Source organism: Kribbella sp. NPDC056951 (assembly GCF_042674205.1).
Lineage (GTDB): Bacteria > Actinomycetota > Actinomycetes > Propionibacteriales > Kribbellaceae > Kribbella > Kribbella yunnanensis.
Window position 1 is genome coordinate 737519 of sequence record NZ_JBHUQZ010000003.1, and the last position, 26240, is coordinate 763758.

The following is a 26240-nucleotide window of genomic DNA, read 5'->3' on the forward strand; positions in this document are numbered from 1 at the left end:
TTTCAGGGGTTGGCGGAAACCACTGCCGCCGTACGTGAGGTACGGCGGGAGAGCAGACCGTGCCGGGGTGCGAACACCCAGCACGCGATGAACACCGCGGTGGCGGTGAGGACGATCAACCCGCCGGCGGCGAGGTTGAAGGCGTAGGACAGGTAGAGACCGGTCAGGCCGGAGACGGCGCCGATCACCGGCGCGATCACCATCATCACGCCGATCCGGTCGGTGAGCAGGCGGGCGCAGGCGGCCGGGGTGATCAGCAGCGCCAGCACGAGAATGTTGCCGACGGCCTGGATCGAGATGACGATCGCGACCGTCACCATCGCGTACATGGCCAGGTCCAGCCAGAAGATCGGCAGCCCGACCGACCGCGCGGTCTCGCGATCCAGACCGACCGTGACGAACTCCTTGTGCAGCGCCCCGGTGATCAGCAGCAGTACGGCGCCCGCGATCGCGACCGTGATCACGTCCGCGTTGCCGATCCCGAGCACCGAACCGAACAGGAACGATTCGAGCGAACCGCCGTACCCGGGCGCCGTACTCATCACGACGATGCCGAGACCGAACGCGGCCGCGAAGAAGACGCCGATCACGGTGTCCTCCTTGAGTCGCCGGTTCTGCGAGAACACGGCCACCGACAGCGCGGTGATGAGACCGGCGACGATGCCGCCGAGAACCAGGCTGGTCTTCAGCACGAACGCGATCGCGATCCCGGGGAAGACCGAGTGCGCGACCGCGTCCCCGATGAACGCCATCCCGCGCAGGGCGACGTGGGTGCCGATGACGCCGCAGACGATGCCGGACATCAGCACGACGAGGAACGCGCGCTGCATGAACACGTGCGTCCACGGCTCGGTGAAGAACTCGATCATCGGGTCACTCCCAAGCTGTGCAAGAGCTGCTCGGACCGCGCGACCCCGAAGGCCCGCAGCCAGATCGCCGGATCCCGCAGCTCGTCCGGGGTGCCGTCGGCAACGACCGTGCCGTTGAGCAGGCAGAGCCGATGGCAGGTGTCGGCCGCGGCCGGAAGGTCGTGTGTGGTCATCAGGATCGCGGTGTCCTCGGCGGTGAGGTCCTTGAACAACCGCGTGAGAATCTCTTGCGTCGGTACGTCGAGACCGGTGAACGGCTCGTCGAGCAACAGCAGGTTCGGTTTGAGCGCGAGTGCGCGCGCGACGAGAACTCGTTGCCGTTGGCCACCAGATAGCTCGCCGATCGGCCGATTGGCGAGCGCTGTCAGGTCGACGCGCTCGAGAGCTTCTTGTACGGCGTCGCGGTCGGCCTGACCCGGTCTGCGCAGCCAACCGATGCGGTGCGTGCGACCGGTCATCACCGCGGTCCGGACCTGGACGGGGTAGTCCCAGACGAACTCGTGGCGCTGCGGGACGTAGCCGATCGAACCGCGAGCGTCGGTCGGTGTCTTGCCGTCGATGGTGATGGTTCCGGCGGTGATGGGGAGGAGGCCGAGCAGGGAGCGCAGGAGGGTCGTCTTGCCGGCGCCGTTCGGGCCGATCAGTCCCACGTGTTCGCGGGCTGCGATGGCGAGCGAGACGTCGTTGAGGACCTCGCGGCCGCCGAGTTCGACGGCGACTCCGGTGATGGTGAGGACGGTCATGAAGCCCTCCTCCTGATCACGACGAAGCCGGTCGTGGTGAGGACGAGTACGACGGCGCCCGCGATGAACCACCACAGTTCGATCGGTTGGCCCTCCTGGGGTGTCGCGTTGGCGGCCGGTATCGGCGTCGGCGTGGCGAGCGCCGTACGGGGGTCTCCCTCGCCGGCGTAGATGCGGAGGGTGCGGCGGTCGGTGACGGAGCTGCCGTCGGTGAGCTTGGCGGTCATCGCTACGTCGAGCAGGTAGGTGCCTTGGGCATCGAAAGTCCAGTTGCCGTGGACATGGGTATTGACGTCGATCCCGGTTTGTTGCGGGAAGGGTTTGCGGCTGTCGAAGACGGGCTGCGGTTTGCCGAAGTCCGAGTTGAGGAACAGCGTGAACGCGCCCGGACCGCGCACACCTTCGAGCGACCAGGTCACCTCGCGGTCGACCCTGGTGGCGACTTCGGTGTCCTGCGTGTTCCAGCCCGGCCAGACGATTCCTTCTTGCTGGACTTGCGGGATCACCCAGATCGACTGGCCCGGCTTGCCGAGGAACTGGTACGCCGGATCGGCCGGTACGGCGATCTTCGCCTTGCTGGTCGCTTGGAGGACGACCGTGTCCAGGTCACGCCAGGTCGCGGGGTCGGTGGTGTCGTCGCGGAGCTGAACCGTCCACCGACCGTCGACGAACTTCGGACCGAGGTCGACGTGACCGTTGCCTATGACAACTGGATCGGCTGTGGGGGCCAGTGGGGCAACTGCGAGGAGGAGAGCGGCGAGGAGTTTCATCGGTGGTCTCCCAGGCAGCGCTTCAGCTCGTCGGCGTTGTGGCGCATCATGTCGACATAGTTCCTTGCGTGGTCGTCGAACGCGTCGCCGTACAGCGAGCAGACCTGGACGCCCTGGTCGCGGGCGACCTGGATCAGGACGGATGCGCGCTGGGCGAGGTTCGGTTCGGTGAAGACGGCTGGGACCTTCAGGTTGCGGATCGTGTCGGAGAGTTTGCGGACCTGCTCGACACTTGGTTCCTGTGCTGGGTTCGGTACGACGAAGCCGGCGACGGTCATCTGATACGCCGAGGCTAGGTATCCGAATGCGTCGTGCGTGGTGATGAGTTGGCGACGATCCGGCGGGATGGTGGCGAGCGTCGTACGGAGGTACTCGTCGAGCTCGTCGAGTTTGCGTAGGTAGGCGGTGGTGTTGGCCTCGTAGGTCTGCTTGCCGGCCGGGTCCTTGGAGATGAGGGTGTCGCGCATCAGTTGCACGTAGGCCTTCGCATTGGCGACGTCCTCCCAGAGGTGGGGGTCGATCTCGCCGTGGACGTGCTTGCCGAGGACGGCTTGGGGGAGTTGGTGGATCTGCGTGCCCGGTTTGCCGAGGAAGGCGAATCTCGGGTCGTCGGGGATGGGGACGAGGGCTTTGTTCGGTACGTCGATGACTACGTTGGCGGCGGGGACTTGGGTCTGCGCGCCGGGCTTCTTGGCGTCTGAGTAGGCGTAGACCTGGCCGGAGTCGAGGTCGACGGTGAGGTCGGTGTGGCCGTCGTCGAGGACTGTCGTCTTGCCCTTCACCGAGTGCGGGTCTACGCCGACGGCGAAGGTGAACGTGCCTTGGCCGAGGGGCTGGAGTTTGCCGTCGTTGTTGTCGAGGGCCCCTTTGAGGGTGAGGTGGTAGATGCCCGGCTTGGTGAACGCCCAGTTGAGGTGCGTGTGCGCCGCGGGAGGGAGCGTCGTACTGTCGGCCTTGTCGAGGCCGTCGGTGGAGTCGAAGTAGCGGTCCGGCTGGCCGAGTGATTCGGTCAAGTAGGCAACCAGTTGACCGGGACCGTCGAGTTTGGTGGCTGCTAGCTGGACGGATGACGTTCTGGTGGCACCGCGTTGTTTGCCGGTACCGCGGACCCGGAGTCCTAGCCAGAGGACGTCGAGCCCGATGTTCTCCACGAGCGGGATGACATGCGCGCCGTACGACTCGGCCGCTTCGGCGAGGGAGACGTTGGGCGCGTCGTTGGCGGCGTTCGCGTCGATGGTCTTGATGAGGCTCTGCGGTTCGAGCAGCAGGTGATTCGTGAACGTGACGTCGGCTTTGGCCACGCGCTTGGCGTCGGCCGGCGTCGGTTCGTAGGAATGCGGGTCCCCGCCCGGCGGAACCAGACTCGTCGCCGCCACCCGGTCGCCGCCGACCTGCTGCACAAGGTCAGCCAAGATCTCGGTCGTGGTGACGACGTTCAGCTTCCCGTCGCTACCTGCTGCCGTGGTGCTGCACCCGGTGAGCAACGCCAATGCCGTCGCTGCCGCAACAGCCCGCTTCACTTCGTGCCTCGCTTCGACACAACCAGCAGGCCGGTGCCGAGCAGGATGAACAACCCAGCCGCCACAAACCACCCAACCGATACGTCAGCCCCGGTAGCCGCCAGCCTGCACCCCGACCCCGCACCTTGTGCACCCACCAACCCACCTTGAGCACCCACCAACCACTCGCCGGCCGCACGAACGGCCGAACCGTGCTCAAGGTCGAGGGCGCGGGCGCTTTGAGCACCCGTCAACCACTTGTCGGCGGCGTGAATAGTCGAGCCGTGCTCAAGGTGGAGGGAGCGGGCTCCGCCGGTGGGGGCTACCTCGACCTTCAGGGTTGAGGTGGTGTGGGAGGTGGGGGTGGAGTGGGTGAAGGTGAGGTTGTAGGTGCCTGGTTTGGTGAAGGACCAGTTGCCGTGGGCGTGGGTGCCGATGGGAATGTTGTAGGTGTCGGGGAGGCCGTCGGCGGAGTTGAAGATGATTTGGGGCTGGCCGAAGGAGTTGAACTCGAAGACGGAGACGCGGCCTGGGCCGGTGACCTTGTCCAGGCGCCAGGTGACTGCGTTGCCTGGGATCTGGCCGGGTTTGAGTTCTTCGGTGTTCCAGCCGAGCCAGATGACGCCTTCTTTCTGGGTCTGGGGGATTTGCCAGACGGGGGTGCCTTTGGGGCCTAGGAAGCTGAAGGCGCCGCCGGGGGAGGTGGTACCGGCTGCTGAGGTGAGGCGGATGGTGACCGCGGCCGGGTCACGCCAGACCGGCGTACCGGACTTGGTGCCGTCCTTGATGCGCGACTGCAGTGCACCGGCAACCAGTCGTACGGCGTAGTCCGCATGACCGCTCGAGAGTGTCGTGGTGGTTGCGGGCGGGGTGGTCGGCGCGGTCGGTGCGGTTGCGGACGTTGGCGACGGGGTGGTGGGGGCGGGGGTGGTGATGCACGGCTTCGGGGTGCTGGACCCCGGCGTGGTGGTGGGTGCGATTCCGGACTGCCCGGCCGGGGAGGTGCGGGGTGCGGTCGGTGCGCCGGAGGGGGTGGTGCAGGGCGTGCCCGGGCGCGGGGCGGGGCAGGACGTGGGTGGGGGTGGCGTGGTGGTGCAGGGCGTGCTCGGGCGGGAGGTGGGGCACGAGGGCGGGGTGGTTGGGGGCAGCGGAGTGGTGGTGGGTGGGTTGGTGGGGCAGAGGGGGTTGAGGTCCTTGCCCACTACTACTGGGAGGGTGGCGGTGTCGGTTAGGTGTTTGCCAGTTTTGGTGGTGGCTGCGTAGGTGAAGGTGAGGCGGTAGAGGCCTTGGTGGGTGAAGGCCCAGTTGCCGTGGGCGTGGGTGGGGGCGGCTAGGGCGATCGACTGGGGGAGGTGCTTGCTGCTGTCGAAAGAGATGAGTGGGGCGCCGAATTGGTCGAATTGGAAGATGGCTAGTTTGCCGGGGCCTTGGACCTTGTCGAGGGACCAGCGGACTGGGCCGTTGAGGGTGGTGTAGTCGACGGACTCGGTGTTCCAGCCGGCCCAGAGGAGGTTGTCGGACTGGGTTTGGGGGATCTGCCAGATGGTTGCGCCGGGGGTGCCCAGGAAGCGGTATCTCGGGTCGGCGGGGACGGTCTCGGCGCCCTCGGGTTTCACCTGGAAGGCGACGGTTGCCGGGTCGCGCCATACCGGGGTGCCGCGGGTGCCGTCCTTCACCTGGAACCGCAGCCGGTCGCCGACAGTACGAGCGGCGACATCCACGTGCCCGACCGACAGCACCGTGGTGACGCAGGGGGTGGTCGTCGGGCCAGGGTTCCCCGGCGTGGTGGTCGGCGTGGTTGTCGGGGTGCCGGCCGGGGGTGTGGGGGAGGTAGGCGGCGTCCCCGGAGTGCCCGGAGTGCCCGGAGTGCCCGGTGGGGTGGTGGGCGGCGTGCCCGGGGTTCCCGGTGGGGTGGTCGGCTCGTAGGGGCCTACTGCCCAGGTGTAGGTGATGGGGCCTGAGGTGACGGGGGTGCCGGTTGGGGTTACGGCGGTGGCTTCGAAGGTTAGGTGGTAGGTGCCTTGGGCGGCGAAGGACCAGTTGGCGTGGACGTGGCGGCCTACGGGCTGGTGGAGGGTTTTGTACGTCGGGTCCACCGAGCTGAAGATGCGGGGGACCGTGCCGGTGAACTCGTCGTAGTTGGCGAAGACCTCGACGGCGCCTGGGCCGTCAACACCCAGGAGGGTCAGGTCGACGGTGTCGTCACGTAGTGCGCCCGTGGGGATCGTTTCGGTGTCCCAGCCGGGCCAGATGAGGTCGGGGTCCTGGGATTCGGGGGCCATCCAGACTGTGCTGCCTGGCGTGCCTAGGAAGGAAAAGGCCGGGAGGTCGGGGAGTTCGACCCGGGCCGAGCCGCGGTCCTCCAGGTTGAAGATCAGGTCGGCCGGATCGGCCTCCCGGTAGGTGCCGGTGCCTATCCGGGTGGCCAGCTTCAGTGCACCCCCGTCGTACGTCGTGTGGAGGACGTCGGTGTGGACGGCGCGCAGCACCTCGGGGGCGGGGGTGGCGGCTGCAGTCCAAGGGACCAGAAGGCAGAGGAGGCCGAGGGTGAGGCTCAGGAGGGCAGACAGCAGCGCGGGACGGGAGTGAGTGGCGGTCACAGCTGCGGACTTTATCTGAATCGACAATCATTTTCATTAGAGTCGATCGTTTCCCGCCTGGATGGCGGTCAAAAGTCGTGCTCCGCGGCCGGGGACCCGGATTTCCTGTCTGAGCGCCTGCGTGGGTAGACTGTTGAGGTTGCCTCGGCGAGGGACGCCCCCCGAGAACTGATGGGCGCGGCTCCGTGATCGACGCGGTGGTTCGTTGCTTGATGCCTTCTCGGTGTCAGCAGGCGCCCGCTGAGGCCGCAGCCGAGTTTCAGCCAGTCAACAGATCACCGCAACGCATCTGAGGAGTTCATCTCGTGGCCGAGGTCAAGATCCAAGCCGAATCGCGCACGGAGTTCGGCAAGGGTGCTGCCCGCCGAATCCGCCGGGACAACAAGGTGCCCGCCGTTCTCTACGGCCACGGCACGGACCCGGTCCACATCACGCTGCCTGGTCACGACACCATGCTGGCGCTGAAGACCGCCAACGCCCTGCTGCTGATCGAGGTGACCGGTAGCGAGAGCCTGCTGGCGCTGCCGAAGCAGGTTCAGCGCGACCCGCTGAAGGGCACCATCGAGCACGTCGACCTGGTCATCGTGAAGCGCGGTGAGAAGGTCGAGGTCGAGATCGCCGTGCACGTCGAGGGCGAGGCCGTCTCCGGCACCCTGGTCGTGCTCGAGAACGCGACCGTCCTGGTCGAGGCCGAGGCGACCCACATCCCGGACGGCGTGACCGTCTCCATCGAGGGCCTCGACGCCGGTACGGCGATCCACGCCTCCGACCTGAAGCTCCCGGCCGGGACGACGCTGGCCGTGGACCCGGAGACCCTGATCGTGAACATCACCACCGGTACCACGGCCGAGGAGCTGGAGGCCGACCTGGCCGCCGCGCCGGGCGCCGAGGCCACCGAGGCTGCCGCCGAGCCGGTGGCTGCCGCCGCCGAGTAGTCTGCGGCCGACAGCAGCAACAGTTTCAGGAGGGCCGGGATCCGTGGCGGACGACGTGTGGTTGGTCGTCGGACTGGGGAATCCCGGCCCTTCCTATGCCCGGACCCGGCACAACATCGGGCACCTGGTGGCCGACGAGCTGGCGGCCCGGACGGGCAGTACGTTCAAGCAGCACAAGCAGGTCAAGGCCGAGGTGATCGAGACCCGGATCAGCGGGCTCCGCACGATCCTGGCCAAGCCCCGGTCGTACATGAACGAGTCCGGCGGACCGGTGTCCGGCCTGCTGAAGTTCTTCAAGGTGGACCCGGCCAACCTGATCGCCGTGCACGACGAGCTCGACATCGACTTCGGGGTGCTGCGCTGCAAGTTCGGTGGCGGCGACAACGGGCACAACGGGCTCAAATCGCTGCGGAAATCGCTTGGCACCGGTGAGTACTATCGAGTGCGGTTCGGTGTGGGTCGTCCACCGGGCCGGCAGAGTCCCGCCGACTTCGTCCTCAACGAGTTCTCCTCGACCGAGCGCAAGGATCTTCCGTTCGCCGTGGACCGGACCGCGGACGCCGTGGAATCACTGATGACGGCGGGCCTCGAAACAACCCAAGGCTTGTACAACTCCTGAAATGGGCTCCTCGTGAAACTCAGCGGTCTGGTCGACACCCTGGTCACCGATCCGGTGGTGGCCGAGGCCGTTCGTGATGCCCGCGGCGAGGTGGTCACGGCCCTCGACCTGGCGGCTCCCGGCCCGATCCGGCCGGTCCTGCTGGCGGCTCTCGCCGCCGAGCGCGGTGCGGATCGCCCGGTGCTCGCGGTCACGGCGACGTTCCGTGAGGCCGAGGAGCTGACCGAGGCGCTGCAGTGCCTGGTCGAGCCCGGTTCGGTCGCCTACTACCCCGCCTGGGAGACGCTGCCGCACGAGCGCCTGTCGCCGCGGTCGGACACGGTCGGCCGACGCCTCGCCGTACTGCGGCGTCTGGCGCACCCGGATCCGTCGGACGAGACGACCGGGCCGATCAAGATCCTGGTCGCGCCGGTGCGGTCGGTGTTGCAACCGCAGGTCGCGGGGCTGGCCGACCTCAAGCCGGTGCAGCTGCATGTCGGCGACACGGTCGAGCTGGCCGATGTCACCGAGCGGCTGGCCGGAGCGGCGTACAACCGGGTTGACCTGGTCGAGCGGCGTGGTGAGTTCGCGGTCCGCGGCGGCATCATCGACGTGTTCCCGCCGACCGAGGAGCACCCGCTGCGGGTCGACTTCTTCGGTGACGACGTGGAAGAGATCCGGTACTTCGCAGTGGCCGACCAGCGGTCCCTGGAGATCGCTCAGCACGGTCTGTGGGCTCCTCCGTGCCGCGAGCTGCTGCTGACCGACGAGGTGCGGGCGCGCGCCGCCGTACTGGCCAAGGAGCACCCGGAGCTGGCTGAGCTGTTCGAGAAGCTCGCCGAGGGGCACGCGGTCGAGGGCATGGAGTCGCTGGCTCCGGTTCTGGTCGACCACATGGAGTTGTTGGTCGACCTGATGCCGGCCGGGACGCATGTCGTGGTGAGCGATCCGGAGCGGGTGCGGGCGCGGGCGCACGACCTGGTGGCGACCAGTCAGGAGTTCCTGGAGGCGTCCTGGGCGGCTGCGGCCGGTGGTGGTGAGGCGCCGATCGATCTGGGCGCAGCGGCGTATGTCTCGCTCGGTGACGTCCGGTCGCACGCGCTGGGCAAGGGCCTGGCGTGGTGGAGCCTGTCGCCGTTCTCCGCGGCGCCGACCGACGAGCCGGAGCTGCGCGACTCGATGGGTGCGCGCGTCTCGCTCGACATCGACACTGACTCCGGTGCGGTGTCCAGCCGGGTGGTCGCCGCGCACGAGGTCGATCCGTACCGCGGTGAGACGGCGGCTGCGGTTGAGGACATCCGCGGCTGGTTGCGCGACGGCTGGCGCGTTGTCTGCGTGACCGAAGGACACGGCCCCGCACAGCGATTGGCCGAGCTGCTGTCCGAGGCCGAGGTCGCGGCCCGGGCGGTCGAAGGGATCGACACGGTCCCCGAGCCCGGCGTCGTACTGATCTCGCAGGGACAGCTCGATCACGGGTTCATTGCCGAGGGCATCAAGTTCGCCGTACTGACCGAGAACGACCTGGCCGGGCAGCGGTCCGCGGCCGAACGCCGTTCCCAGCAACGGATGCCGAGCCGGCGGAAGAAGGCGGTCGACCCGCTGGAGCTGCAGCCCGGCGACTTCGTCGTCCACGAGCAGCACGGCGTCGGCCGGTACGTCGAGATGATGCAGCGTACCGTCGGGACGGGTACCCAAAAGGCCACCCGCGAGTACGTCGTGATCGAGTTCGCCCCGAGTAAGCGCGGTCAACCGGGCGACCGGCTGTACGTGCCGACCGACCAGCTCGACCAGGTCACGCGGTATGTCGGCGGTGAGCAGCCGAGCCTGGACAAGATGGGCGGCGGCGACTGGGCCAAGCGCAAGGGCCGCGCGCGCAAGGCGGTCAAGCAGATCGCCGGTGAGCTGATCAAGCTGTACGCCGCGCGCCAAGCGACCAAGGGACACGCGTTCGCCAAGGACACCCCGTGGCAGCGTGAGCTCGAGGACGCGTTCCCGTTCGTGGAGACGCCGGACCAGCTGGCCACGATCGACGACGTGAAGCGCGACATGGAGCGCGTCATGCCGATGGACCGGATCGTGTGTGGTGACGTCGGTTACGGCAAGACGGAGATCGCCGTACGGGCTGCGTTCAAGGCGGTTCAGGACGGCAAGCAGGTCGCCGTACTGGTGCCGACCACGCTGCTCGTGCAGCAGCACTACGCGACCTTCGCCGAGCGGTACGCCGCCTTCCCGGTCAACGTGGCGCCGCTGTCGCGGTTCCAGACCGACAAGGAGGCCAAGGGCACGCTCGACGGGCTGGCCGACGGGTCGATCGATGTGGTGATCGGTACGCACCGGCTGCTGTCGGGCGAGGTGGCGTTCAAGGATCTGGGCCTCGTCATCGTCGACGAGGAGCAGCGGTTCGGCGTCGAGGCCAAGGAGCAGCTCAAGCGGTTGCGGACGGCCGTCGACGTGCTGACGATGTCCGCGACGCCGATCCCGCGCACGCTGGAGATGTCGATCACCGGTATCCGCGAGATGTCGACGATCGCGACCCCGCCCGAGGAGCGGCACCCGGTGCTCACCTTCGTCGGCGCGTACGAGGAGGGCCAGGTGACCGCGGCGATCCGGCGCGAGCTGCTGCGTGAGGGCCAGGTCTTCGTGGTGCACAACCGGGTCAACACGATCGAGAAGGCGGCCGCGCGGATCCGGCAGCTCGTGCCCGAGGCGCGGGTGTCGGTGGCCCACGGCCAGATGAACGAGCACACCCTCGAGCAGGTCATCCAGGGCTTCTGGGAGAAGCAGTCCGACGTCATCGTCTGTACGACGATCGTCGAGTCCGGGATCGACATCTCGAACGCGAACACGATGATCGTCGAGCGGTCCGACCTGCTCGGGCTGTCGCAGCTACACCAGTTGCGCGGTCGTGTCGGTCGTGGCCGTGAGCGGGCGTACGCGTACTTCTTCTTCCCGCCGGAGAAGCCGCTGACCGAGACCGCGCACGACCGGCTGGCGACGATCGCCCAGCACGCCGATCTGGGTGGCGGTATGGCGGTCGCGATGAAGGACCTGGAGATCCGCGGCGCCGGCAACCTGCTCGGCGGTGAGCAGTCCGGGCACATCGCGGATGTCGGCTTCGATCTGTACGTGCGGCTGGTCGGCGAGGCGGTGGCCGAGTACAAGGGTGACACCCCGGCCGAGGAGCCCGAGGTCAAGATCGAGCTGCCGATCGACGCACATCTCCCGCACGACTACGTGCCGTCGCAGCGGCTGCGACTCGAGATGTACCAGCGACTGGCCGCCGTACGGGATGCAGCCGGGATCGCGGAGCTGGTCGAGGAGCTGCACGACCGGTACGGCGAGATCCCGGCCGCGGTGCTGAACCTGATCGAGGTGGCGAAGTTCCGCAACCACGCCCGGCAGGCGGGGTTGCAGGACGTCACCCTGCAGGGCAATCTGATCCGGTTCGGGCCGGTGGACCTGCCGGACTCGAAGGTGCTGCGGCTGAACAGGCTGTACCCGAAGAGTCTGGTCAAGCCGCAACTGCGTACGATCCTGGTGCCGAGACCTGCCACCCGGCAGATCGGCGGCCAGCCGCTCCGCGACCAGGAGCTGCTGCAATGGTGTACCCGGTTGATCGACGACGTGATCGCCGAACCGATCGTGGTACCGGCGTGACTTCGACTGGAGATGCGAGGAGATTTCGGTGAGCAGAGCGCTTAAGGCTCTCGGTGTGGTTGCGGCCACGGTGCTGCTGGCGAGCGGCTGTGCGGCCGGGACCCACCCGGGCGCGGCGGCCGTGGTCGGCGACACCGAGATCAGCGTCGGCGACGTCGACAAGGTCTCGCGCGCGGTGTCCGGCGCGCTCGGACAGCCGTTCGAGACCAAGGTGACGCTCAGCGAGCTGGTCAACAACGCTCTCGTCCGGCAGGTCCGCGACCAGCGCTCGGTGACCGTCAGCGACGCCGAGACCGCGGCCGCGATGAAGCTCGTGGTCCGCGACCCGGCGGCGTACCAGAAGTTCGAGTCCGACCCGGTGGCGAAGGACTTCCTGGCCCAGGTCGCCGCGACCGCGGTGGCGACGATCAAGCTCGGCGGCGGTACCGGCGTCACCGACCCGCAGGTCCAGCAGGCCCAGAAGGCCGGCCTGACCGTGGTCAAGGACGCCTCGAAGAACATCGAGGTCAACGTCGCCCCGCGCTTCGGCAAGTGGACCGACGGCGCCATCGACGGCGCGATCTCCGGCTCGCTGTCCGAGGAGTCCGCGCAGGCCAAGGCCAAGCGCGAGGCTGCCGAGGCTCAGCAGCAGCAACAGCAGCAGCCGCAGGGCTGAGGTTCTGTCGATGTCAGGTGCACCCGGTGGGTCGATCACGGTCGTCCTGACCAGCCCCCGGGTAGCCCCGGGCCTCCTCACCCGAGTCGCCTGGACGGCCCTGTCGTCCGCCGACCTCATCGGCGCCGACGCAGGCCCGACTCGCGCCGATGCCGAGGCTGCCGCCGTGCCGTCCCGCGCCGACGCGGTCGAGGCCGCCGCCGGGCCGACTCGCGCTGACGTGCAGGCGATCGTGGGCTCCGGCTTCGTCGTGACCGCGGTCGTCGGCGGGGTCCGCGACCACTGGGCGTGGCTGTCGGACGCCGCCGCTTCCGGTCAACGCGTTGCCTGGTTGATCGGTGAGGACGGCGAACCCGGCCTGCTCCGCCTCGTCGCGGAACACCTGAGCGCCGAGCCGCGCCCGCCGTACGAGGTCGAGATCCTGCACGGCTCGTACGACGTCCCGGGCGCCCGCCTGATCGACCTCGTGCGCGTGATGGACCGCCTCCGCCGCAACTGCCCCTGGGACCAGGAGCAGACCCACGAGAGCCTGGCGAAGTACCTGCTCGAGGAGACCTACGAGACCCTCGAAGCCATCGACACAGGCGACCGCGACCACCTCCGCGAAGAGCTCGGCGACCTGTTGCTCCAGGTTGCCTTCCACTCCCGCATCGCCGAGGACGACGACGCCTTCACCATCGACGACGTGGCCGGCGGCATCGTCGAGAAGCTCGTCCGCCGCCACCCGCACGTGTTCGGCACGGTCCACGCCGCCGACGCGGCCGCCGTCGAGGCCAACTGGGAATCCATCAAGGCCGCCGAGAAACAACGCAGCTCAGTCCTGGAAGGCATCCCCACCGCCCTCCCAGCGCTCGCGCTAGCCGACAAGATCCTCGGCCGCGCGTCCAAGCTCACCACCGAGCTCCCCGCCCCGACCTCCGACCAGGACCGCATCGGCGCCCAACTCCTCGCGTTGGTCCAAGAGTCCCGCGCCCTCGGCGTAGACGCCGAACAGGCCCTCCGCACCACTCTCCAGCACCTCGCCACCGAGATCCGCGCAGCCGAATCCAGCTGACCCCGGACCGCCCCCACTCACCAACCTCTGCCACTGCCCCTGCACCACGCTCAGCCCACCCCTTCCAGAGCCCCAATCGGCACGTTGGTGAGTGCCGGCGGTCCGCTCAGAGCTGATCGGCGCGAACGACGGCGATCCTCTTCTCGTCGCCGGCCAACGCGGTCAGATCGTCGAGGTCGGAGGTCGCGACGAGCGACTCGAGGATGGCGGCTTCGGTGGTGGGCCATGTCTTGAAGAGGTAGCGGTTCGGTACCACGGGCGTGATGGCGGCGATCACGTCGGGCTTGTCGTCGACGAAGTGGGTGATGGACAGCTCGGCGCAGTGGTCGGCCTTCTGCGGTCGGCGCAGGCAGAAGCGGATGTGGTCGGCGGGGATGCCGGTGTGGTGGAAGAAGTCATGGTGATGCAGCCATTCCAGCGAACGCTGCTGCACACGCGGACCGCACTTGGACACCAGCCAGGTGTCGGCGAAGCGTGGTACCAGCCGAGCGATCGCATCGAAAGCGCCCGGTACGGCGGGAGTTCGGAGCATGGCCGCGGTGTCGCCGGCGAAGAACGACGTGTCACCGGGACCGCTGGTGCCGTTGATGATGACTCGGCCGATGTCGATACCCAATCTGTTCATGGATTCAGCGTGCCGATTCGGGCTCTTCAGCAGAACTAGTATTTGTCGACAGAGCTATAGTTTCTGGCGATGACTCTGGTGGCTGAGGATCTGCGGGTGTTCGCGGTGTTCGCGCGACACCGGAACTTCACGCGGGCTGCGGTCGAGTTGCACGTGAGTCAGCCGGCGTTGCACACGCGGATCCGGAAGCTGCAGGAGCGGCTGGGGCATGAGCTGTATGTGAAGCGCGGGCGGTCGTTGCTGCTCACGGATGCCGGTGAGCGACTCGCGTTGTTCGCCAACGATGAGGCTGATCGGGCGACGGACTTCCTACGCACACTGGGGATCGAGTCGCCGCGACCGACTGTGCTGATGGCCGGCTCGGGCGCTTACCTCTACCTGTTGGGCGAGCCGATCCGGCGCTACGTTGCGAAGGGTCGTGAGCTGCGGCTGCTCACCGGCGATGCGTCACGCACGTTGGAGGCGGTGCGCGACGGTACGGCGGATGTCGGCGTGACCGCGCTCGGCGTTCCGCCGACTGACCTCGACTGTGAGTTGCTCGGACAGTTCCCGCAGACGTTGATCACGCGGGCCGATCACCGGTTGGCGGAACGGCGTTCGGTTCGGCTGAAGGACCTGCAGGACGAAGCCCTCGTCGTACCGCCGAAGGGTCGGCCGCATCGGGAGCAGTTGGAGCGTGCCCTGCTTGACCAGGGGGTGCGGTGGTCGGTGGCGGTCGAGGCGGAGGGGTGGGAGTTGCTGGTCCACTTCGTTCGCCTCGGGATCGGCCCGGCGGTCGTCAACGGCTCGGTCCGTACGTCGGGTGCCGTGCGGAAGGTCCCGGTCAAGGACCTCCCACCGATCCGGTACTACGTGGTGTCGCGCGGCGATCGCGGTGCGGAGCTGAAGGAGCTGCTCGCGAGCCGACGACCGCCGGGGAAGCCGGTATGAGCGCGGACAGCCGGGCTCTGTCGCGACTCCTCCGGCACACCGCGGGGGAGCGCGGGCTCGCGATGACCGCGGACGGGTGGGCCGCGATCGCCGACGTACTGAAGGTCCTCGGGTTGGAGCGCGCGGCCCTCGACCGCGCGGTCGAGGTGAACGACAAGCAGCGATTGCAGGTGGACGGGGAGCGGATCCGGGCTTGTCAGGGGCATTCGCTCGCCGGGATGCCGGTCACCCGTGAAGCTTTGGAGAACAGTTGGGAGCGGGTGTACCCGGATCATCTGTTGTGGCATGGAACTACGGAACGTGTGATCGCGGTGATCCGGAGTGAAGGGCTGAAGCCCGGGCGGCGGACGCATGTGCACCTGGCCCCCGCTCAGGACAGCCTGGTGGGGCGGCGAACCAAGGTGGACGTGCTCTTGACCGTGGATCCTGTGAATTTGGCCGTGTATCGGGCGCCCAACGGGGTGTTGCTGGTTCGGGAGGTCCCGGCGGATGCGATCGTGGACGCGGTCCACCCTGCTCGGTGGTCTCACCGCTAGGCTCGGAGCCGATTCGTCATCGAAACCTGGGAGTCAATTGTGGCCACCATCGAGGCCGTCGGCGCCCGCGAGATTCTCGACTCGCGCGGCAACCCCACTGTCGAGGTCGAGGTTCTCCTCGACGACGACACCGTTGCCCGGGCCGCAGTGCCGTCGGGTGCGTCCACCGGCCAGTTCGAGGCCGTCGAGCTCCGCGACGGCGACAAGGCCCGGTACGGCGGGAAGGGTGTCCTGAAGGCCGTCACGGCCATCCTCGAGGACATCGACAAGGAGATCGTCGGGTACGACGTCCACGAGCAGCGGCTGATCGATTACGCGCTGCTCGACCTGGACGGCACCCCGAACAAGGCCAAGCTGGGCGCGAACGCCATCCTCGGCGTCAGCCTGGCGGTGGCGAAGGCGGCCGCGGAGAGCTCCGGCCTGCCCCTGTTCCGCTACGTCGGCGGCCCGAACGCGCACGTCCTGCCGGTGCCGATGATGAACATCCTGAACGGTGGCTCGCACGCGGACAGCAATGTCGACGTGCAGGAGTTCATGATCGCGCCGATCGGCGCCGCGACGTACAGCGACGCCCTGATGCAGGGTGCGAGCGTCTACCACGCGCTCAAGGCGGTCCTGAAGGAGCGCGGCCTGTCCACCGGCCTCGGCGACGAGGGCGGTTTCGCGCCGAACCTGGCCAGCAACCGCGAGGCGCTCGACCTGATCGCGGTCGCGGTCGAGAAGACTGGCCTGAAGCTCGGCACCGACATCGCCCTGGCGATGGACGTGGCGGCCAGCGAGTTCCACACCGACGGCGTCTACGCCTTCGAGGGCGGCAAGAAGTCGGGCGACGAGATGATCGCCTACTACGCCGACCTGGTGGCGTCGTACCCGATCGTGTCGATCGAGGACCCGCTGAACGAGGAGGACTGGGAGGGCTGGAAGAACCTCAGCGCCCGGCTCGGTGACAAGATCCAGATCGTCGGCGACGACCTGTTCGTCACCAACGTCGAGCGGCTGCAGCGCGGCATCAACGAGAAGTCGGCGAACAGCCTGCTGGTCAAGGTGAACCAGATCGGTTCGCTGACCGAGACCCTGGACGCGGTCGACCTGGCCCACCGCAACGGTTTCACCTGCATGATGAGCCACCGTTCCGGCGAGACCGAGGACACCACGATCGCCGACCTCGCGGTCGCGACGAACTGCGGCCAGATCAAGTCCGGTGCGCCGGCCCGGTCCGACCGTACCGCCAAGTACAACCAGCTGCTCCGGATCGAGGAGGAGCTCGACGACGCGGCGACGTACGCCGGTCGTTCGGCCTTCCCGCGGTACCAGGGCTGACATGTCGACGTCCCGGCGGGATTCCGGCTCGCGTCCAGGTTCACGGCCGTCCAGCCGTACCCAGACGCGTCCACCGGCCCGCCGGGGCGACCAGCCGAAACGCCGTCCGGCGGTTTCATCCGGCTCCGGCCCGGTCCGGACCCGGGGTTCGCGTAACCTCACCGGCCGGGCGGCCGTCGTACTGCTCGTGCTCGGTGCGCTGATCGTTTCGTACGCGCAGAGCCTGCGGGTGTGGTTCGACCAGCATCAGCAGATCACCGCGTTGCAGCAGGAGATCCACGACCGCGAGAAGCGGGTCAAGGAGCTGAACGACGAGATCTCCCGCTGGGACGACGACGCGTTCGTGAAGGCGCAGGCGCGGCAGCGGCTCGGCTGGGTGATGCCGGGTGAGGTCGGGTACCGCGTGATCGGTGCCGACGGCAAGCCGGTGGGAGCCCCGCCGGAGCCCGGGACGCCGGTCGAACCGGGTGACGAGGCGCCGAAGCCGGTTTGGTACACGAAGTTGTGGGGGAGTGTCGAGGGCGCCGGGAAGCCGCCGGCCGCACCGACGAAACGGCCGGCCAAGCCGACGCCGAAACCGATCCTGACCCCCTCGCCCGAAAGGTGAACCGTTGAGCGTCAGCCCCGACGACATCGAGGCCGTCGGCAAGCAGCTCGGCCGGACCGCGCGTGGTATCCGGTCCATCGCACACCGCTGCAGCTGCGGCCTGCCGGACGTGGTCGAGACCGAGCCCCGGTTGCCGGACGGGACGCCGTTCCCGACGACGTACTACGTGACGTGCCCGCGACTCGCGTCGGCGATCGGCACGCTCGAGGCCGAGGGTGTCATGAAGGACATGACCGACCGGCTGGGTTCGGATCCGTCATTGGCCGAGGCCTATCGGGCTGCGCATGAGTCGTATCTCGCGCATCGGGAGTCGATCGAGCACGTCGACGAGATCGACGGGATCAGCGCGGGCGGAATGCCGACCCGGGTGAAGTGCCTGCACGTCCTGGCCGGCCACTCGCTGGCCGCTGGGCGCGGTGTGAACCCGCTGGGCGACGAGGCGCTGGACGCTTTGCAGGACTGGGGTCGCCGGGGGCCTTGTGTTTGAGCACGTCGTGTCTGAGCGGGTGGCCGCAATCGACTGCGGCACGAATTCGATCCGCCTGCTGATCGCGGAGGCGGGCGCGGACGGTGGTCTCGTGCAGCTCGACCGGCGGATGCAGATCGTGCGGCTCGGACAGGGCGTGGACGCGACCGGACGATTCGCCCCCGAGGCGCTCGAGCGGGTCTTCAAGGCGTCTGACGAGTACGCCGAACTGATCCGCGCGGCCGGGGTGTCGCGGACCCGGTTCGTGGCGACGTCGGCGGCGCGGGACGTGAGTAACCGCGACGAGTTCTTCGCCGGGATCGCGGCGCGATTCGGGGTGCAGCCGGAGATCATCACCGGGGCGGAAGAGGCTTCGTTGAGTTTCCGTGGAGCGACCGGTGGGCTGGCGGCACTCGCCGTACCGGGTCCTTATCTGGTTGCGGATATCGGTGGTGGGTCGACCGAGTTGATCCTCGGGGACGCGTCCGGGGTGATCGCGGCGGAGTCGCTGAACGTCGGGTCGGTGCGGATGACCGAGCGACACATCAAGGCGGACCCATCGACGGCTGCGGAGTTGGCGGCTGCGGGCAAGGACATCGACGCGCTGCTGGACTCGACCTCCGTGCCGATCACCTCGGCGCGAGCGCTGATCGGGGTTGCCGGGACGGTGACCACGGTGGCTGCAGTCGTGGGGAAGCTGGTCGAGTATGACTCGGCCCGGATCCACCACGCCCGGATCTCGGGGCCGCAACTGCGCGAGACGACGTACTGGCTGACGCGGTCCACCAAGGCCGAGCGCGTCACGAACCCGGCGATCCACCCGGGCCGGGTGGACGTGATCGGCGTCGGCGCGCTGATCCTGCAACGCCTGTACGACCGGATGGCCGTCGGCGAAGTGATCGTGTCCGAGCACGACATCCTGGACGGGGTCGCACTCTCCCTGCTGCGCTAGCGGGCGCGGACTCCGTCCAGGGCGATCTGGAGGACTCGGTCGCGCTGGGCGTTGTCGACGAAGCCGGCGCCGGTGAGGCCGCTGACCATGCGAAGCAGGTCGTCGAAGGAGACGTCGGTCCGGGCTTCGCCGGCGGCCTGGGCGTGCTCGAACAGCGGGGTTCCGGCGGCGTACATCGCTTCGCGGGCCTCTTGGAAGTTGGCTGTCTCGCGGTTCAGCGACTCCCAGAGCGCGCGCTTTGTCGCGACGTACGCGACGAATCGCTGCAGCCAGGTGGTCAGCGCCTCCCACGGCGGGAGGTCGGCGACCTCCTCGGCGGCGATGCACAGCTCCTCGATCTCGCCGAAGTAGACCGCGTTCAGCAGGTCCTGGCGAGCGGGGAAGTTCCGGTACAGGGTGCCGATGCCGACGCCGGCCCGGCGGGCGATGTCCTCGAGCGAGGCGTCGACGCCGCGCTCGGCGAATGCCGCTCGGGCGGCGGCGAGCAGGGCGTCGAAGTTCCGCCGCGCGTCGGCGCGCTGCGGCCGCTTGATGTCGACCCGGAGCGCGGGTCTGGTGGTCTCGGTCGCCATGGCCGCACCTTCTCATTCTTGATACCGGAGGCAACCCTCCGCTATAGTGGAGGCATACCTCGACTTTACCAGGCCGAGAAACTCCACACTTCGTTCGAAGGACTTTGGCATGCCTGGAAACTCCTCGCGGCGCACGCTCGCGGTGCTCGCCACCGTGGTCGCCGCGTTCTCCATGCTGCAGTCACTGGTCAGCCCCGCGCTGCCGGTGATCCAGCATGATCTGCACACCACCTCGAGCACCGTGACCTGGGTGTTCACCGCTCTGCTGCTGTCGGTTTCGGTCTCCACGCCCCTGCTCGGCCGGGTCGGCGACATGTACGGCAAGGACCGCACGCTCCTGATCGGGCTGGTCGCGCTGGCCGTCGGCTGTCTGGCCGCCGCCCTCGCCCCGACGATCGGCGTACTGATCGCCGCCCGAGTCATCCAGGGCATCGGCGGTGTGGTCTTCCCGCTCGCGTTCGGAATCATCCGCGACGAGTTCCCGACCGAACGGGTCCCCGCGACCGTCGGCGTGATGTCCGCGATCATCGCCGCCGGTGGTGGGCTCGGGATCGTGCTCGCCGGGCCGATCGTGGCGAACCTCGGCTGGCGCTGGCTGTTCTGGCTCCCGCTGGCCGTCATCACCGTCGCCATCGTGCTGGTACGGCGTTTCATCCCGGCATCACCCAGTCGCGCACCCGGCCGGATCGACTGGCTGGCCGCCGTCCTGCTGTCGAGCTGGTTGATCGCGCTACTGCTCCCGTTGAGCAGCGGACGGTCGTGGGGCTGGGGTTCGTTCCGCACCATCGGTCTGTTCGCGGCGGCCGCCGTACTCGCGACTGCTTGGGTCACCGTCGAACTGCGGTCGAAGAACCCGCTGATCGACATGCGGGTGATGCGGATCCCGGCCGTGTGGACGACCAACCTGGTCGCGCTGCTGTTCGGTGCGGCGATGTTCGCGGTCTATGCGTTCGTCCCGCAGTTCCTGCAGATCCCGACGGCGGCCGGCTTCGGGTTCGGCTCGACTGTGTCGGAGGCCGGGCTGCTCATGCTCCCGATGCTCGTGACGATGGCCGTGACCGGCTCACTCAGCGGCCACGTGGCGCCGTACTTCCCGGTGAAACTGCAGGTCATCAGCGGTTCGGCGCTGAGTCTGGTCGCCTCGCTGGCCTTCGCCGAGTTCCACGATCAGCCTTGGCAGGTCGCTGTCTCGACCGCGATCTTCGGGATCGGACTGGGCCTCGCCTACGCCTCGATGACCAGCCTGATCGTGCAGAACGTGCCGCGCGAACACACCGGCGCCGCCACCGGCATGAACGCCAACATCCGCACGATCGGCGGTTCGATCGGTACGGCGCTGGCCGGCTCGATCATCACCGGTCATCTCCAGCCCGGTGGTCTTCCGGCGGAGTCGGGGTTCATCGACACGTTCATCCTGCTGTCCGCCTTCTCCGCGGCGGCCGTCGTACTCGCGCTGGCGATCCCCACCGCCCGCCGTACCGCTCACGCTTTGGTCTGAACGAGTTTGGCCCTCGGTACTCCGTGCGGAGTACGGGGAAGTGTCATCCGTGGGCGGATGAGTCGGGCGGGCCGAGCTGGGAGCGTGATCTGCACAATCCCAGCGAAGGAGCACAGACGGAATGGAACCGACCAAGCAAGACCCACCGCGACGGTTGCTTGGGCGCCGCGGGTTTGTCGCCGGCGCGGCCGTACTCGGTGCCGGCGTCGGAATGTCCGCAACGGCACTCGCGACCCGCGACGGCGACACAAAGGACCCGCAAATCTCGCGCACCAAAGAAGAGATCGCACTTCGTGACCAGGATCTGAAGTTCATCGGCACGGAAGAGACCTTCTCGACTTCCGAGCTGATGAAGCTGAACTCCCTCAACAAGGATCACATCGCGTTCCTCACGGAAATCGGTCTGGCGGATCTGGACGCACGCCGCATCCGCGACATGGACCAGGGGGGACTCAATGTTCAAATCCTCTCCGCGCATACGCCGTCCGTACAAAATGTCCCTGGGAAGAAGGGGATCGACTTTGCCTATCGCCTCAATCGGCTGCTGGTCGAGGGGCCGATGGCCAGTCACCCGGGCCGCTTCCAGGCATTCGCCACCTTGCCCTTGCAGAGCCCGGAGGCGGCGGCGGACGAACTGGAACGATCGGTTCGCGAAGACGGCTTCCTGGGTGCACTGACCAACGGTCACATCTCCAAGAAGTACCTCGATCATCCGGATTTCGAGCCTGTGCTGGCACGTGCCGAAGCTCTCGATGTGCCGATCTACCTGCATCCCGGGTATCCAGCCGACGAGATCTACGACATCTACTACCGCACGACCCGATCGGAATACACCAAGGAGTTCCAGGACTACATCTTCAGTGGGTCCGGACTTGGCTGGCACCAAGAGGTGCTGATCCAATGCGTCCGCATGATCGCGTACGGGGTTTTCGACAGATTCCCCAAACTGAAGATCATCGTCGGCCATATGGGGGAAGGCCTTCCGTTCTACTACGAGCGGATCGCCAACGACATGGGCGAGCCGACCGAGAACTCGCTCGAGAAGCCCTTCGAGCAGTACTTCCAGGACAACTTCTGGTTCACCACCAGCGCATTCTTCCAGGACGAACTGCTCCAGCTCCTGCTCAAGTACATCAGTGTGGATCGGGTGATGTTCGCCACCGACTATCCCTTCATCGACAGCATCAAAGAAGGGACCGACTGGTTCCGGGCAGTCGATCTTCCGCGGGCGGACAAGGAAAAGATCGCGTTCCGCAACGCCGAGAAGCTGTTCGGCATCAAGGTCTGACGGATCGGGCTCATCGCGGGTGCCGACCGCCCGCCGTACGGCGCTGGTCGCGGTTTAGTCTGCAGGGGTGGAGTTGCCGCATCCGTTGACCGGGAAGCTGTTCGAGAGTCCGGTCCCGCCTGGGACCGGATGGCCGGAGGATCCGGCTTCGCCCGGTACGGCGGTTGCTCGGTCGGCGGATGAGGTCCGCGAACTGGCGGTCGGTGGGCTTGCGGAGCTGGAGGCGCGGGTCTCGGTCTGCCGGGCCTGCGATCGACTGGTGGAGTGGCGCGAAGAGGTTGCCCATAGCAAGCGTGCGTCGTTCGCGGACCAGCCGTACTGGGGCCGACCGATCCCCGGCTGGGGTGCCGCCGAGCCGCGGATCCTGATCGCCGGGCTGGCGCCGGCCGCGAACGGCGGTAACCGGACCGGCCGCGTCTTCACCGGCGACCGGTCCGGCGACTGGCTGTTCGCCGCTCTGCATCGGGTCGGGCTCGCCAATCAGCCGACCTCGACGCATGCGGGCGATGGCCTCGCACTGCATGCCACCCGCATGATCGCCGCCGTCCGCTGCGCCCCACCCGCCAACAAACCCACGCCGGTCGAGCGCGACGCCTGCGCCCCATGGTTCCGCCGCGAACTCGAACTGGTGCTGCCGACCACCCGCGTCATCATCTGCCTCGGCAAGTTCGGGTACGACGCCCTGCTCACCGCGCTTGGGCCGGCCGTCCCCAAACCGCGCCCGAAGTTCGGTCACGGCGTCGAGGTGCCGGTCGGCCAGGTGACCGTCCTCGGCTGCTTCCACCCCAGCCAGCAGAACACCTTCACCGGCAAACTCACCGAGGCCATGACCGACGCCGTACTGAATCGAGCTCGTGTCCTGGCTGACGTCTAGCCGCAGAAAGCCTTGTCCAGGAAGGGATCTACGACGTCGTCGGAGTCGCTGGTGAAGTTCGGGGTGAGGACCAGGGAGACGCGGTGCCGGAGGTCTGCCGTGGTGAATGACCAGCTTTGGTAGGCCAGTGCGTCACCATCATTGCCGTAGGCACGCATTCCGCATGTCGTGTCCCGCCAGGCCAGTCCGAGGCCGTAGTGACCGTCCTTGGTGCCCGGAGTCTTCATCTGTTTGAGCAGGTACGGCGGGAGCAGCCGCCCGCTGAGCAGAGCGGTCATGAATCGGTCGAGATCATGAGTTGTCGAGATCATCTCGCCGGCCGCACCGAACAGCGACGGGTTCATCTCGGTGTAGTCGAGTAGCGTCCGATCCGGGTTCGGAACATACCCGTGCGCGTGCGGTTCCGGGAGCTGCGGTGTGGTGCCCGGAAGGCTGGTGTGCTCGAGGTTGAGCCGCCGGATGATGCGTCGCTCGATCTGCCGGGCATACGAACGACCGGTCACCTTCTCGACGATCTCGCCGAGCAGTAGGTAGTTGGTGTTGGAGTACTTGTACTTCTCGCCGGGCTCACCTGTCGGCGGATTCGCGAGCGCTCGCTGGATCAACTCGTCGGCCGTCCAGGTCCGCCACCGGTTCGCGTAGAACTCCGGCTGCGGTGGTCGGGGCAGGGTGTACAGGACGTCGTACAGGCCGCTCGTGTGGTTCAGCAACTGCCGCACGGTGACGCCATCGATCTCCGGGAACCAGTTGGAGACCGGATCATCCAGCCGCAACCGCTTCTCCGCCACCAACTGCAGGACCACGGTCGCCAGGAACGTCTTGGTGATACTCCCGATCCGGAAGTGCCCATCCAGCGGCACCGGCTTCGTCGTACCGACTTCGGCGACGCCGCTGCGACCGCGCCAGACCGAGTTCCGGTCGCGGACTTCCACCTGCGCGCCGACGCCCGCCGTACGGACGACTTCGTCCAGGCCGCGTTGCAGCTTGTGCGGTGCTGCCTCAGCTTGCAGCGGTGCGGCGAGCAGCGCGAGGGCGGCGATCCCTACCAGTGTCTTCATCCCTCCACCCTGACCGGGCCGGGCGGCCGCGGGTACCCGGGAACGCCCGGAGCTCTCCCTTAATCGGTTGACACCTCCGGCAGCGGTCGAACATGGTGGCCTTTTCCCACCAACCAGGAAAGGTGAATCGACCCATGCGCCAACTCGTGAGCACGCTGCCCCACTCCAACTGCTCACGAGGACTTTCATGGATCGAACACCCCTTGCTACCGCTGTCCCGCGCCGCTGGCTGAACCTGGGCGTCCTGGCCCACGTCGACGCCGGCAAGACCAGCCTCACCGAGGCGCTGCTACAACTAGGCGGCGCTGTCGCCGAGCGCGGCCGGGTCGACGACGGTACGACGCAGACAGACAGTCTGGCGATGGAGCGCCGCCGCGGAATCACGATCCGCGCTGCGGTAGCGACCTTCTATGCCGCGGATGTCGGGGTCAACATCGTCGACACCCCGGGCCACCCTGACTTCATCGCCGAGGTGGACAGATCCCTGGCCGTGCTCGACGGCGCCGTACTGGTCGTCTCTGCCGTCGAGGGCATCCAGGCGCAGACGATCGTCCTGCATCGCGCTCTCCAGCGCCTCAACGTGCCGACGATCTTCTTCGTCAACAAGGTCGACCGGATGGGCGCGGACGTCGACCGGACGATCGGGAAGATCCAGCGGTACCTCACCGAATCCGTTGTGGTGTTGGGCTCTTCAGCTGAGCGGCTGTGCGCAGACCTCGCCGGGTACGACGATCTGCTGCTGCAGGAGTGGATCGACGGCGGACTGCCGTCGCCGGACCGGCTGTGGCGCAGTCTCCGCTCGCTCACTTCCGGGTGTGTTGTCTCACCGGTCCTTTCCGGATCTGCACGCACTCTGGCCGGTGTCTCGGAGTTGACCGACGCGATTCTGCGGTTGTTTCCCACCTCCTCCGACCGTGACCTCGACGGGCCGACGGCCGGGCAGGTTTTCAAGATCGAGCGGACGGCCAAACGGGCACGCCTCTGCTCGATCCGCCTGCGCGCTGGTTCCCTCGCCGTACGGGATCATGTTGCCCAAGGCACCGTCACTGCTCTGCAACTGCATCAGCCCGGCGGCGCCGTACCGGCCGCTCGGGCCACCGCCGGCCAGATCATCCAGGTAGAAGGCCTCGACCAGGCTCGCATCGGCGACTGGATCGGTACCCGGCCAACCGGCGTACCCACGCCGAACTTCCGCCCACCCGCGCTGCAATCCACCATCACTGCCAAAGACCCCGCTCGCCAGAACGACCTCTACCAAGCCCTCGCCGAGCTAGCCGACATCGACCCGCTGATCACCTTGCGAGTCCAGCACGACGAACTCCACGTCAGCCTCTACGGCAAGGTCCAGCAAGAGGTCATCGCCGAAACCCTCGCTACCGAGTACGGCATCGACGTCTCTCTCGGCCAACCTTCTGTCATCTGCATCGAACGCCCTGCAGGCCGGGCACACGCCGTCCTCCGCTACGGCGAGCACCAATACCCAGTAACCATGGGGCTCACCATCGAGCCCGCCCCACCAGGCAGCGGCATCACCCTGAAGATCACCGCCGAGCACGGTTCCCTCCCACTCCACGTCTACAACACCACCGAAGCCTTCCGGGAAGCCGTCCGCGGCTACCTGAACGACCCGCTCACCGTAGGTCCCCACGGCTGGCCCGTCACCGACGTCCACATCACCCTCACCGAATCCGGTTACCCACCAGCCTCCCCCCGCCCAGCCGAAGTCCGAGCCACCACAGCCCTGGTTGTGACCGAAGCCGTCCGCGCTGCCGGCACCACCATCTGCGAACCCATCGACCACATCCGCGTCGAGTTCCCCGCCGACACCATCTCCGAAGTACTCAAAGTCCTAGCCCGCCACGGCGCAATCCCCGAAACCACCACCACAACCGACGACACCGCCGTAGTAGAGGCCCACCTCCGAACCGGCTCCGTAGACGCCCTCCGCCACGAACTGGTAGGCGCCGCCCACGGCCTAGCCGTAATAGACGCCCACCTACACCACTACGCCCCACTGCGCTGAGCCGGACCTGCAGCACCGTCCAAACCGTTCCCGAGTCGGCCGGGCCGGCGTGCTGAGCGTGAACCAGGGAGGCCGCGCGGACATAGACGGTGATGGCGGTCCGCCCCACGG

General features: G+C 67.6%; 23 protein-coding genes. 15 read left to right on the forward strand and 8 right to left on the reverse strand.

Features of this window, described 5'->3' with window-relative positions; all coding sequences use genetic code 11:
- Positions 1-2: 2 nt before the first annotated feature.
- Genes ACFTSF_RS16500 through ACFTSF_RS16520 form a run of 5 tightly spaced genes read right to left on the reverse strand, consistent with a single transcriptional unit; the run spans position 3 to position 6481 of the window.
- Positions 3-869: an anchored repeat-type ABC transporter permease subunit gene (locus tag ACFTSF_RS16500; RefSeq protein WP_380154554.1), complete on the reverse strand. Its 867-nt coding sequence runs from the start codon at positions 867-869 to the stop codon at positions 3-5.
- Positions 866-1612, reverse strand: a complete 747-nt coding sequence (locus tag ACFTSF_RS16505) for an anchored repeat-type ABC transporter ATP-binding subunit (protein ID WP_380154555.1) — start codon at positions 1610-1612, stop codon at positions 866-868. The genes ACFTSF_RS16500 and ACFTSF_RS16505 overlap by 4 nt, the downstream gene beginning before the upstream one ends.
- Positions 1609-2382, reverse strand: a complete 774-nt coding sequence (locus ACFTSF_RS16510) for a choice-of-anchor M domain-containing protein (protein ID WP_380154556.1) — start codon at positions 2380-2382, stop codon at positions 1609-1611. The genes ACFTSF_RS16505 and ACFTSF_RS16510 overlap by 4 nt, the downstream gene beginning before the upstream one ends.
- Positions 2379-3902 (reverse strand): anchored repeat ABC transporter, substrate-binding protein, encoded by a 1524-nt coding sequence (locus ACFTSF_RS16515; protein ID WP_380154557.1) that lies wholly within the window; start codon positions 3900-3902, stop codon positions 2379-2381. Before ACFTSF_RS16515 ends, ACFTSF_RS16510 begins: the two co-directional genes overlap by 4 nt.
- Complete coding sequence (locus ACFTSF_RS16520) at positions 3899-6481, reverse strand: choice-of-anchor M domain-containing protein (protein ID WP_380154558.1); 2583 nt, start codon at positions 6479-6481, stop codon at positions 3899-3901. Before ACFTSF_RS16520 ends, ACFTSF_RS16515 begins: the two co-directional genes overlap by 4 nt.
- Positions 6482-6786: 305 nt before the next feature.
- Here ACFTSF_RS16520 and ACFTSF_RS16525 point away from each other — a divergent pair, with 305 nt between their 5' ends.
- From ACFTSF_RS16525 to ACFTSF_RS16545, 5 genes are read left to right on the forward strand one after another with little or no spacing between them, the layout of a single operon-like run.
- Entirely contained in the window at positions 6787-7416 is a 630-nt protein-coding gene (locus ACFTSF_RS16525) for a 50S ribosomal protein L25/general stress protein Ctc (RefSeq protein ID WP_380154559.1), read from the forward strand.
- A 43-nt stretch (positions 7417-7459) separates the two neighbouring features.
- The gene (gene pth / locus ACFTSF_RS16530; protein ID WP_344145537.1) at positions 7460-8035 is read left to right on the forward strand and encodes an aminoacyl-tRNA hydrolase; all 576 of its coding nucleotides are present in this window, start codon (positions 7460-7462) and stop codon (positions 8033-8035) included.
- Positions 8036-8047: 12 nt separating this feature from the next.
- Positions 8048-11671, forward strand: coding sequence for a transcription-repair coupling factor (gene mfd, locus ACFTSF_RS16535; RefSeq protein WP_380154560.1), 3624 nt, complete (start codon positions 8048-8050; stop codon positions 11669-11671).
- A gap of 28 nt (positions 11672-11699) precedes the next feature.
- Positions 11700-12326, forward strand: coding sequence for a hypothetical protein (locus tag ACFTSF_RS16540; protein ID WP_344145541.1), 627 nt, complete (start codon positions 11700-11702; stop codon positions 12324-12326).
- Between the two features lie 10 nt (positions 12327-12336).
- Positions 12337-13380, forward strand: a complete 1044-nt coding sequence (locus ACFTSF_RS16545) for a MazG family protein (RefSeq protein ID WP_380154561.1) — start codon at positions 12337-12339, stop codon at positions 13378-13380.
- Between the two features lie 106 nt (positions 13381-13486).
- On the opposite strand, the gene ACFTSF_RS16550 is transcribed toward ACFTSF_RS16545, so the two are convergent.
- A complete protein-coding gene (locus tag ACFTSF_RS16550; protein WP_380154562.1) occupies positions 13487-14005 on the reverse strand; it encodes a hypothetical protein in 519 nt (172 codons plus the stop codon).
- 69 nt (positions 14006-14074) lie between these two features.
- Here ACFTSF_RS16550 and ACFTSF_RS16555 point away from each other — a divergent pair, with 69 nt between their 5' ends.
- From ACFTSF_RS16555 to ACFTSF_RS16580, 6 genes are read left to right on the forward strand one after another with little or no spacing between them, the layout of a single operon-like run.
- Positions 14075-14935: a LysR family transcriptional regulator gene (locus tag ACFTSF_RS16555; protein WP_380154563.1), complete on the forward strand. Its 861-nt coding sequence runs from the start codon at positions 14075-14077 to the stop codon at positions 14933-14935.
- Positions 14932-15471: an RNA 2'-phosphotransferase gene (locus tag ACFTSF_RS16560; protein ID WP_380154564.1), complete on the forward strand. Its 540-nt coding sequence runs from the start codon at positions 14932-14934 to the stop codon at positions 15469-15471. Before ACFTSF_RS16555 ends, ACFTSF_RS16560 begins: the two co-directional genes overlap by 4 nt.
- Positions 15472-15510: 39 nt before the next feature.
- Positions 15511-16791 (forward strand): phosphopyruvate hydratase, encoded by a 1281-nt coding sequence (gene eno / locus ACFTSF_RS16565; protein WP_380154565.1) that lies wholly within the window; start codon positions 15511-15513, stop codon positions 16789-16791.
- 1 nt (position 16792) lies between these two features.
- Positions 16793-17398, forward strand: a complete 606-nt coding sequence (locus ACFTSF_RS16570) for a septum formation initiator family protein (RefSeq protein ID WP_380154566.1) — start codon at positions 16793-16795, stop codon at positions 17396-17398.
- A 4-nt stretch (positions 17399-17402) separates the two neighbouring features.
- On the forward strand, positions 17403-17885 hold the full coding sequence (locus ACFTSF_RS16575; protein ID WP_380154567.1) for a DUF501 domain-containing protein: 483 nt from the start codon (positions 17403-17405) through the stop codon (positions 17883-17885).
- Positions 17886-17892: 7 nt separating this feature from the next.
- Positions 17893-18816 (forward strand): exopolyphosphatase, encoded by a 924-nt coding sequence (locus ACFTSF_RS16580; RefSeq protein WP_380154568.1) that lies wholly within the window; start codon positions 17893-17895, stop codon positions 18814-18816.
- On the opposite strand, the gene ACFTSF_RS16585 is transcribed toward ACFTSF_RS16580, so the two are convergent.
- Positions 18813-19388, reverse strand: a complete 576-nt coding sequence (locus ACFTSF_RS16585) for a TetR/AcrR family transcriptional regulator (RefSeq protein WP_380154569.1) — start codon at positions 19386-19388, stop codon at positions 18813-18815. The two genes, ACFTSF_RS16580 and ACFTSF_RS16585, sit on opposite strands and share 4 nt — an antisense overlap.
- A 109-nt stretch (positions 19389-19497) precedes the next feature.
- Here ACFTSF_RS16585 and ACFTSF_RS16590 point away from each other — a divergent pair, with 109 nt between their 5' ends.
- From ACFTSF_RS16590 to ACFTSF_RS16600, 3 genes are all read left to right on the forward strand, one after another.
- Positions 19498-20886, forward strand: coding sequence for an MFS transporter (locus tag ACFTSF_RS16590; RefSeq protein WP_380154570.1), 1389 nt, complete (start codon positions 19498-19500; stop codon positions 20884-20886).
- Positions 20887-21007: 121 nt separating this feature from the next.
- Positions 21008-22174, forward strand: coding sequence for an amidohydrolase family protein (locus tag ACFTSF_RS16595; RefSeq protein WP_380154571.1), 1167 nt, complete (start codon positions 21008-21010; stop codon positions 22172-22174).
- 67 nt (positions 22175-22241) lie between these two features.
- A complete protein-coding gene (locus ACFTSF_RS16600; RefSeq protein ID WP_380154572.1) occupies positions 22242-23048 on the forward strand; it encodes a uracil-DNA glycosylase in 807 nt (268 codons plus the stop codon).
- On the opposite strand, the gene ACFTSF_RS16605 is transcribed toward ACFTSF_RS16600, so the two are convergent.
- On the reverse strand, positions 23045-24106 hold the full coding sequence (locus ACFTSF_RS16605) for a serine hydrolase domain-containing protein (RefSeq protein ID WP_380154573.1): 1062 nt from the start codon (positions 24104-24106) through the stop codon (positions 23045-23047). The genes ACFTSF_RS16600 and ACFTSF_RS16605 overlap by 4 nt on opposite strands.
- A gap of 187 nt (positions 24107-24293) precedes the next feature.
- Between ACFTSF_RS16605 and ACFTSF_RS16610 the strand changes: the two genes are divergently transcribed.
- Positions 24294-26129, forward strand: coding sequence for a GTP-binding protein (locus ACFTSF_RS16610; RefSeq protein ID WP_380154574.1), 1836 nt, complete (start codon positions 24294-24296; stop codon positions 26127-26129).
- The last annotated feature ends 111 nt before the right edge of the window (positions 26130-26240 follow it).

What these genes read in the sequence shown, in the direction of transcription:
- ACFTSF_RS16500 (WP_380154554.1), bottom strand. Translation starts at nt 869, where the DNA reads ATGATCGAGTTCTTCACCGAGCCGTGGACGCACGTGTTCATGCAGCGC.
- ACFTSF_RS16505 (WP_380154555.1), bottom strand. Translation starts at nt 1,612, where the DNA reads ATGACCGTCCTCACCATCACCGGAGTCGCCGTCGAACTCGGCGGCCGC.
- ACFTSF_RS16510 (WP_380154556.1), bottom strand. Translation starts at nt 2,382, where the DNA reads ATGAAACTCCTCGCCGCTCTCCTCCTCGCAGTTGCCCCACTGGCCCCC.
- ACFTSF_RS16545 (WP_380154561.1), top strand. Translation starts at nt 12,337, where the DNA reads ATGTCAGGTGCACCCGGTGGGTCGATCACGGTCGTCCTGACCAGCCCC.
- ACFTSF_RS16550 (WP_380154562.1), bottom strand. Translation starts at nt 14,005, where the DNA reads ATGAACAGATTGGGTATCGACATCGGCCGAGTCATCATCAACGGCACC.
- ACFTSF_RS16555 (WP_380154563.1), top strand. Translation starts at nt 14,075, where the DNA reads ATGACTCTGGTGGCTGAGGATCTGCGGGTGTTCGCGGTGTTCGCGCGA.
- ACFTSF_RS16560 (WP_380154564.1), top strand. Translation starts at nt 14,932, where the DNA reads ATGAGCGCGGACAGCCGGGCTCTGTCGCGACTCCTCCGGCACACCGCG.
- ACFTSF_RS16570 (WP_380154566.1), top strand. Translation starts at nt 16,793, where the DNA reads ATGTCGACGTCCCGGCGGGATTCCGGCTCGCGTCCAGGTTCACGGCCG.
- ACFTSF_RS16585 (WP_380154569.1), bottom strand. Translation starts at nt 19,388, where the DNA reads ATGGCGACCGAGACCACCAGACCCGCGCTCCGGGTCGACATCAAGCGG.
- ACFTSF_RS16590 (WP_380154570.1), top strand. Translation starts at nt 19,498, where the DNA reads ATGCCTGGAAACTCCTCGCGGCGCACGCTCGCGGTGCTCGCCACCGTG.
- ACFTSF_RS16595 (WP_380154571.1), top strand. Translation starts at nt 21,008, where the DNA reads ATGGAACCGACCAAGCAAGACCCACCGCGACGGTTGCTTGGGCGCCGC.
- ACFTSF_RS16605 (WP_380154573.1), bottom strand. Translation starts at nt 24,106, where the DNA reads ATGAAGACACTGGTAGGGATCGCCGCCCTCGCGCTGCTCGCCGCACCG.
- ACFTSF_RS16610 (WP_380154574.1), top strand. Translation starts at nt 24,294, where the DNA reads ATGGATCGAACACCCCTTGCTACCGCTGTCCCGCGCCGCTGGCTGAAC.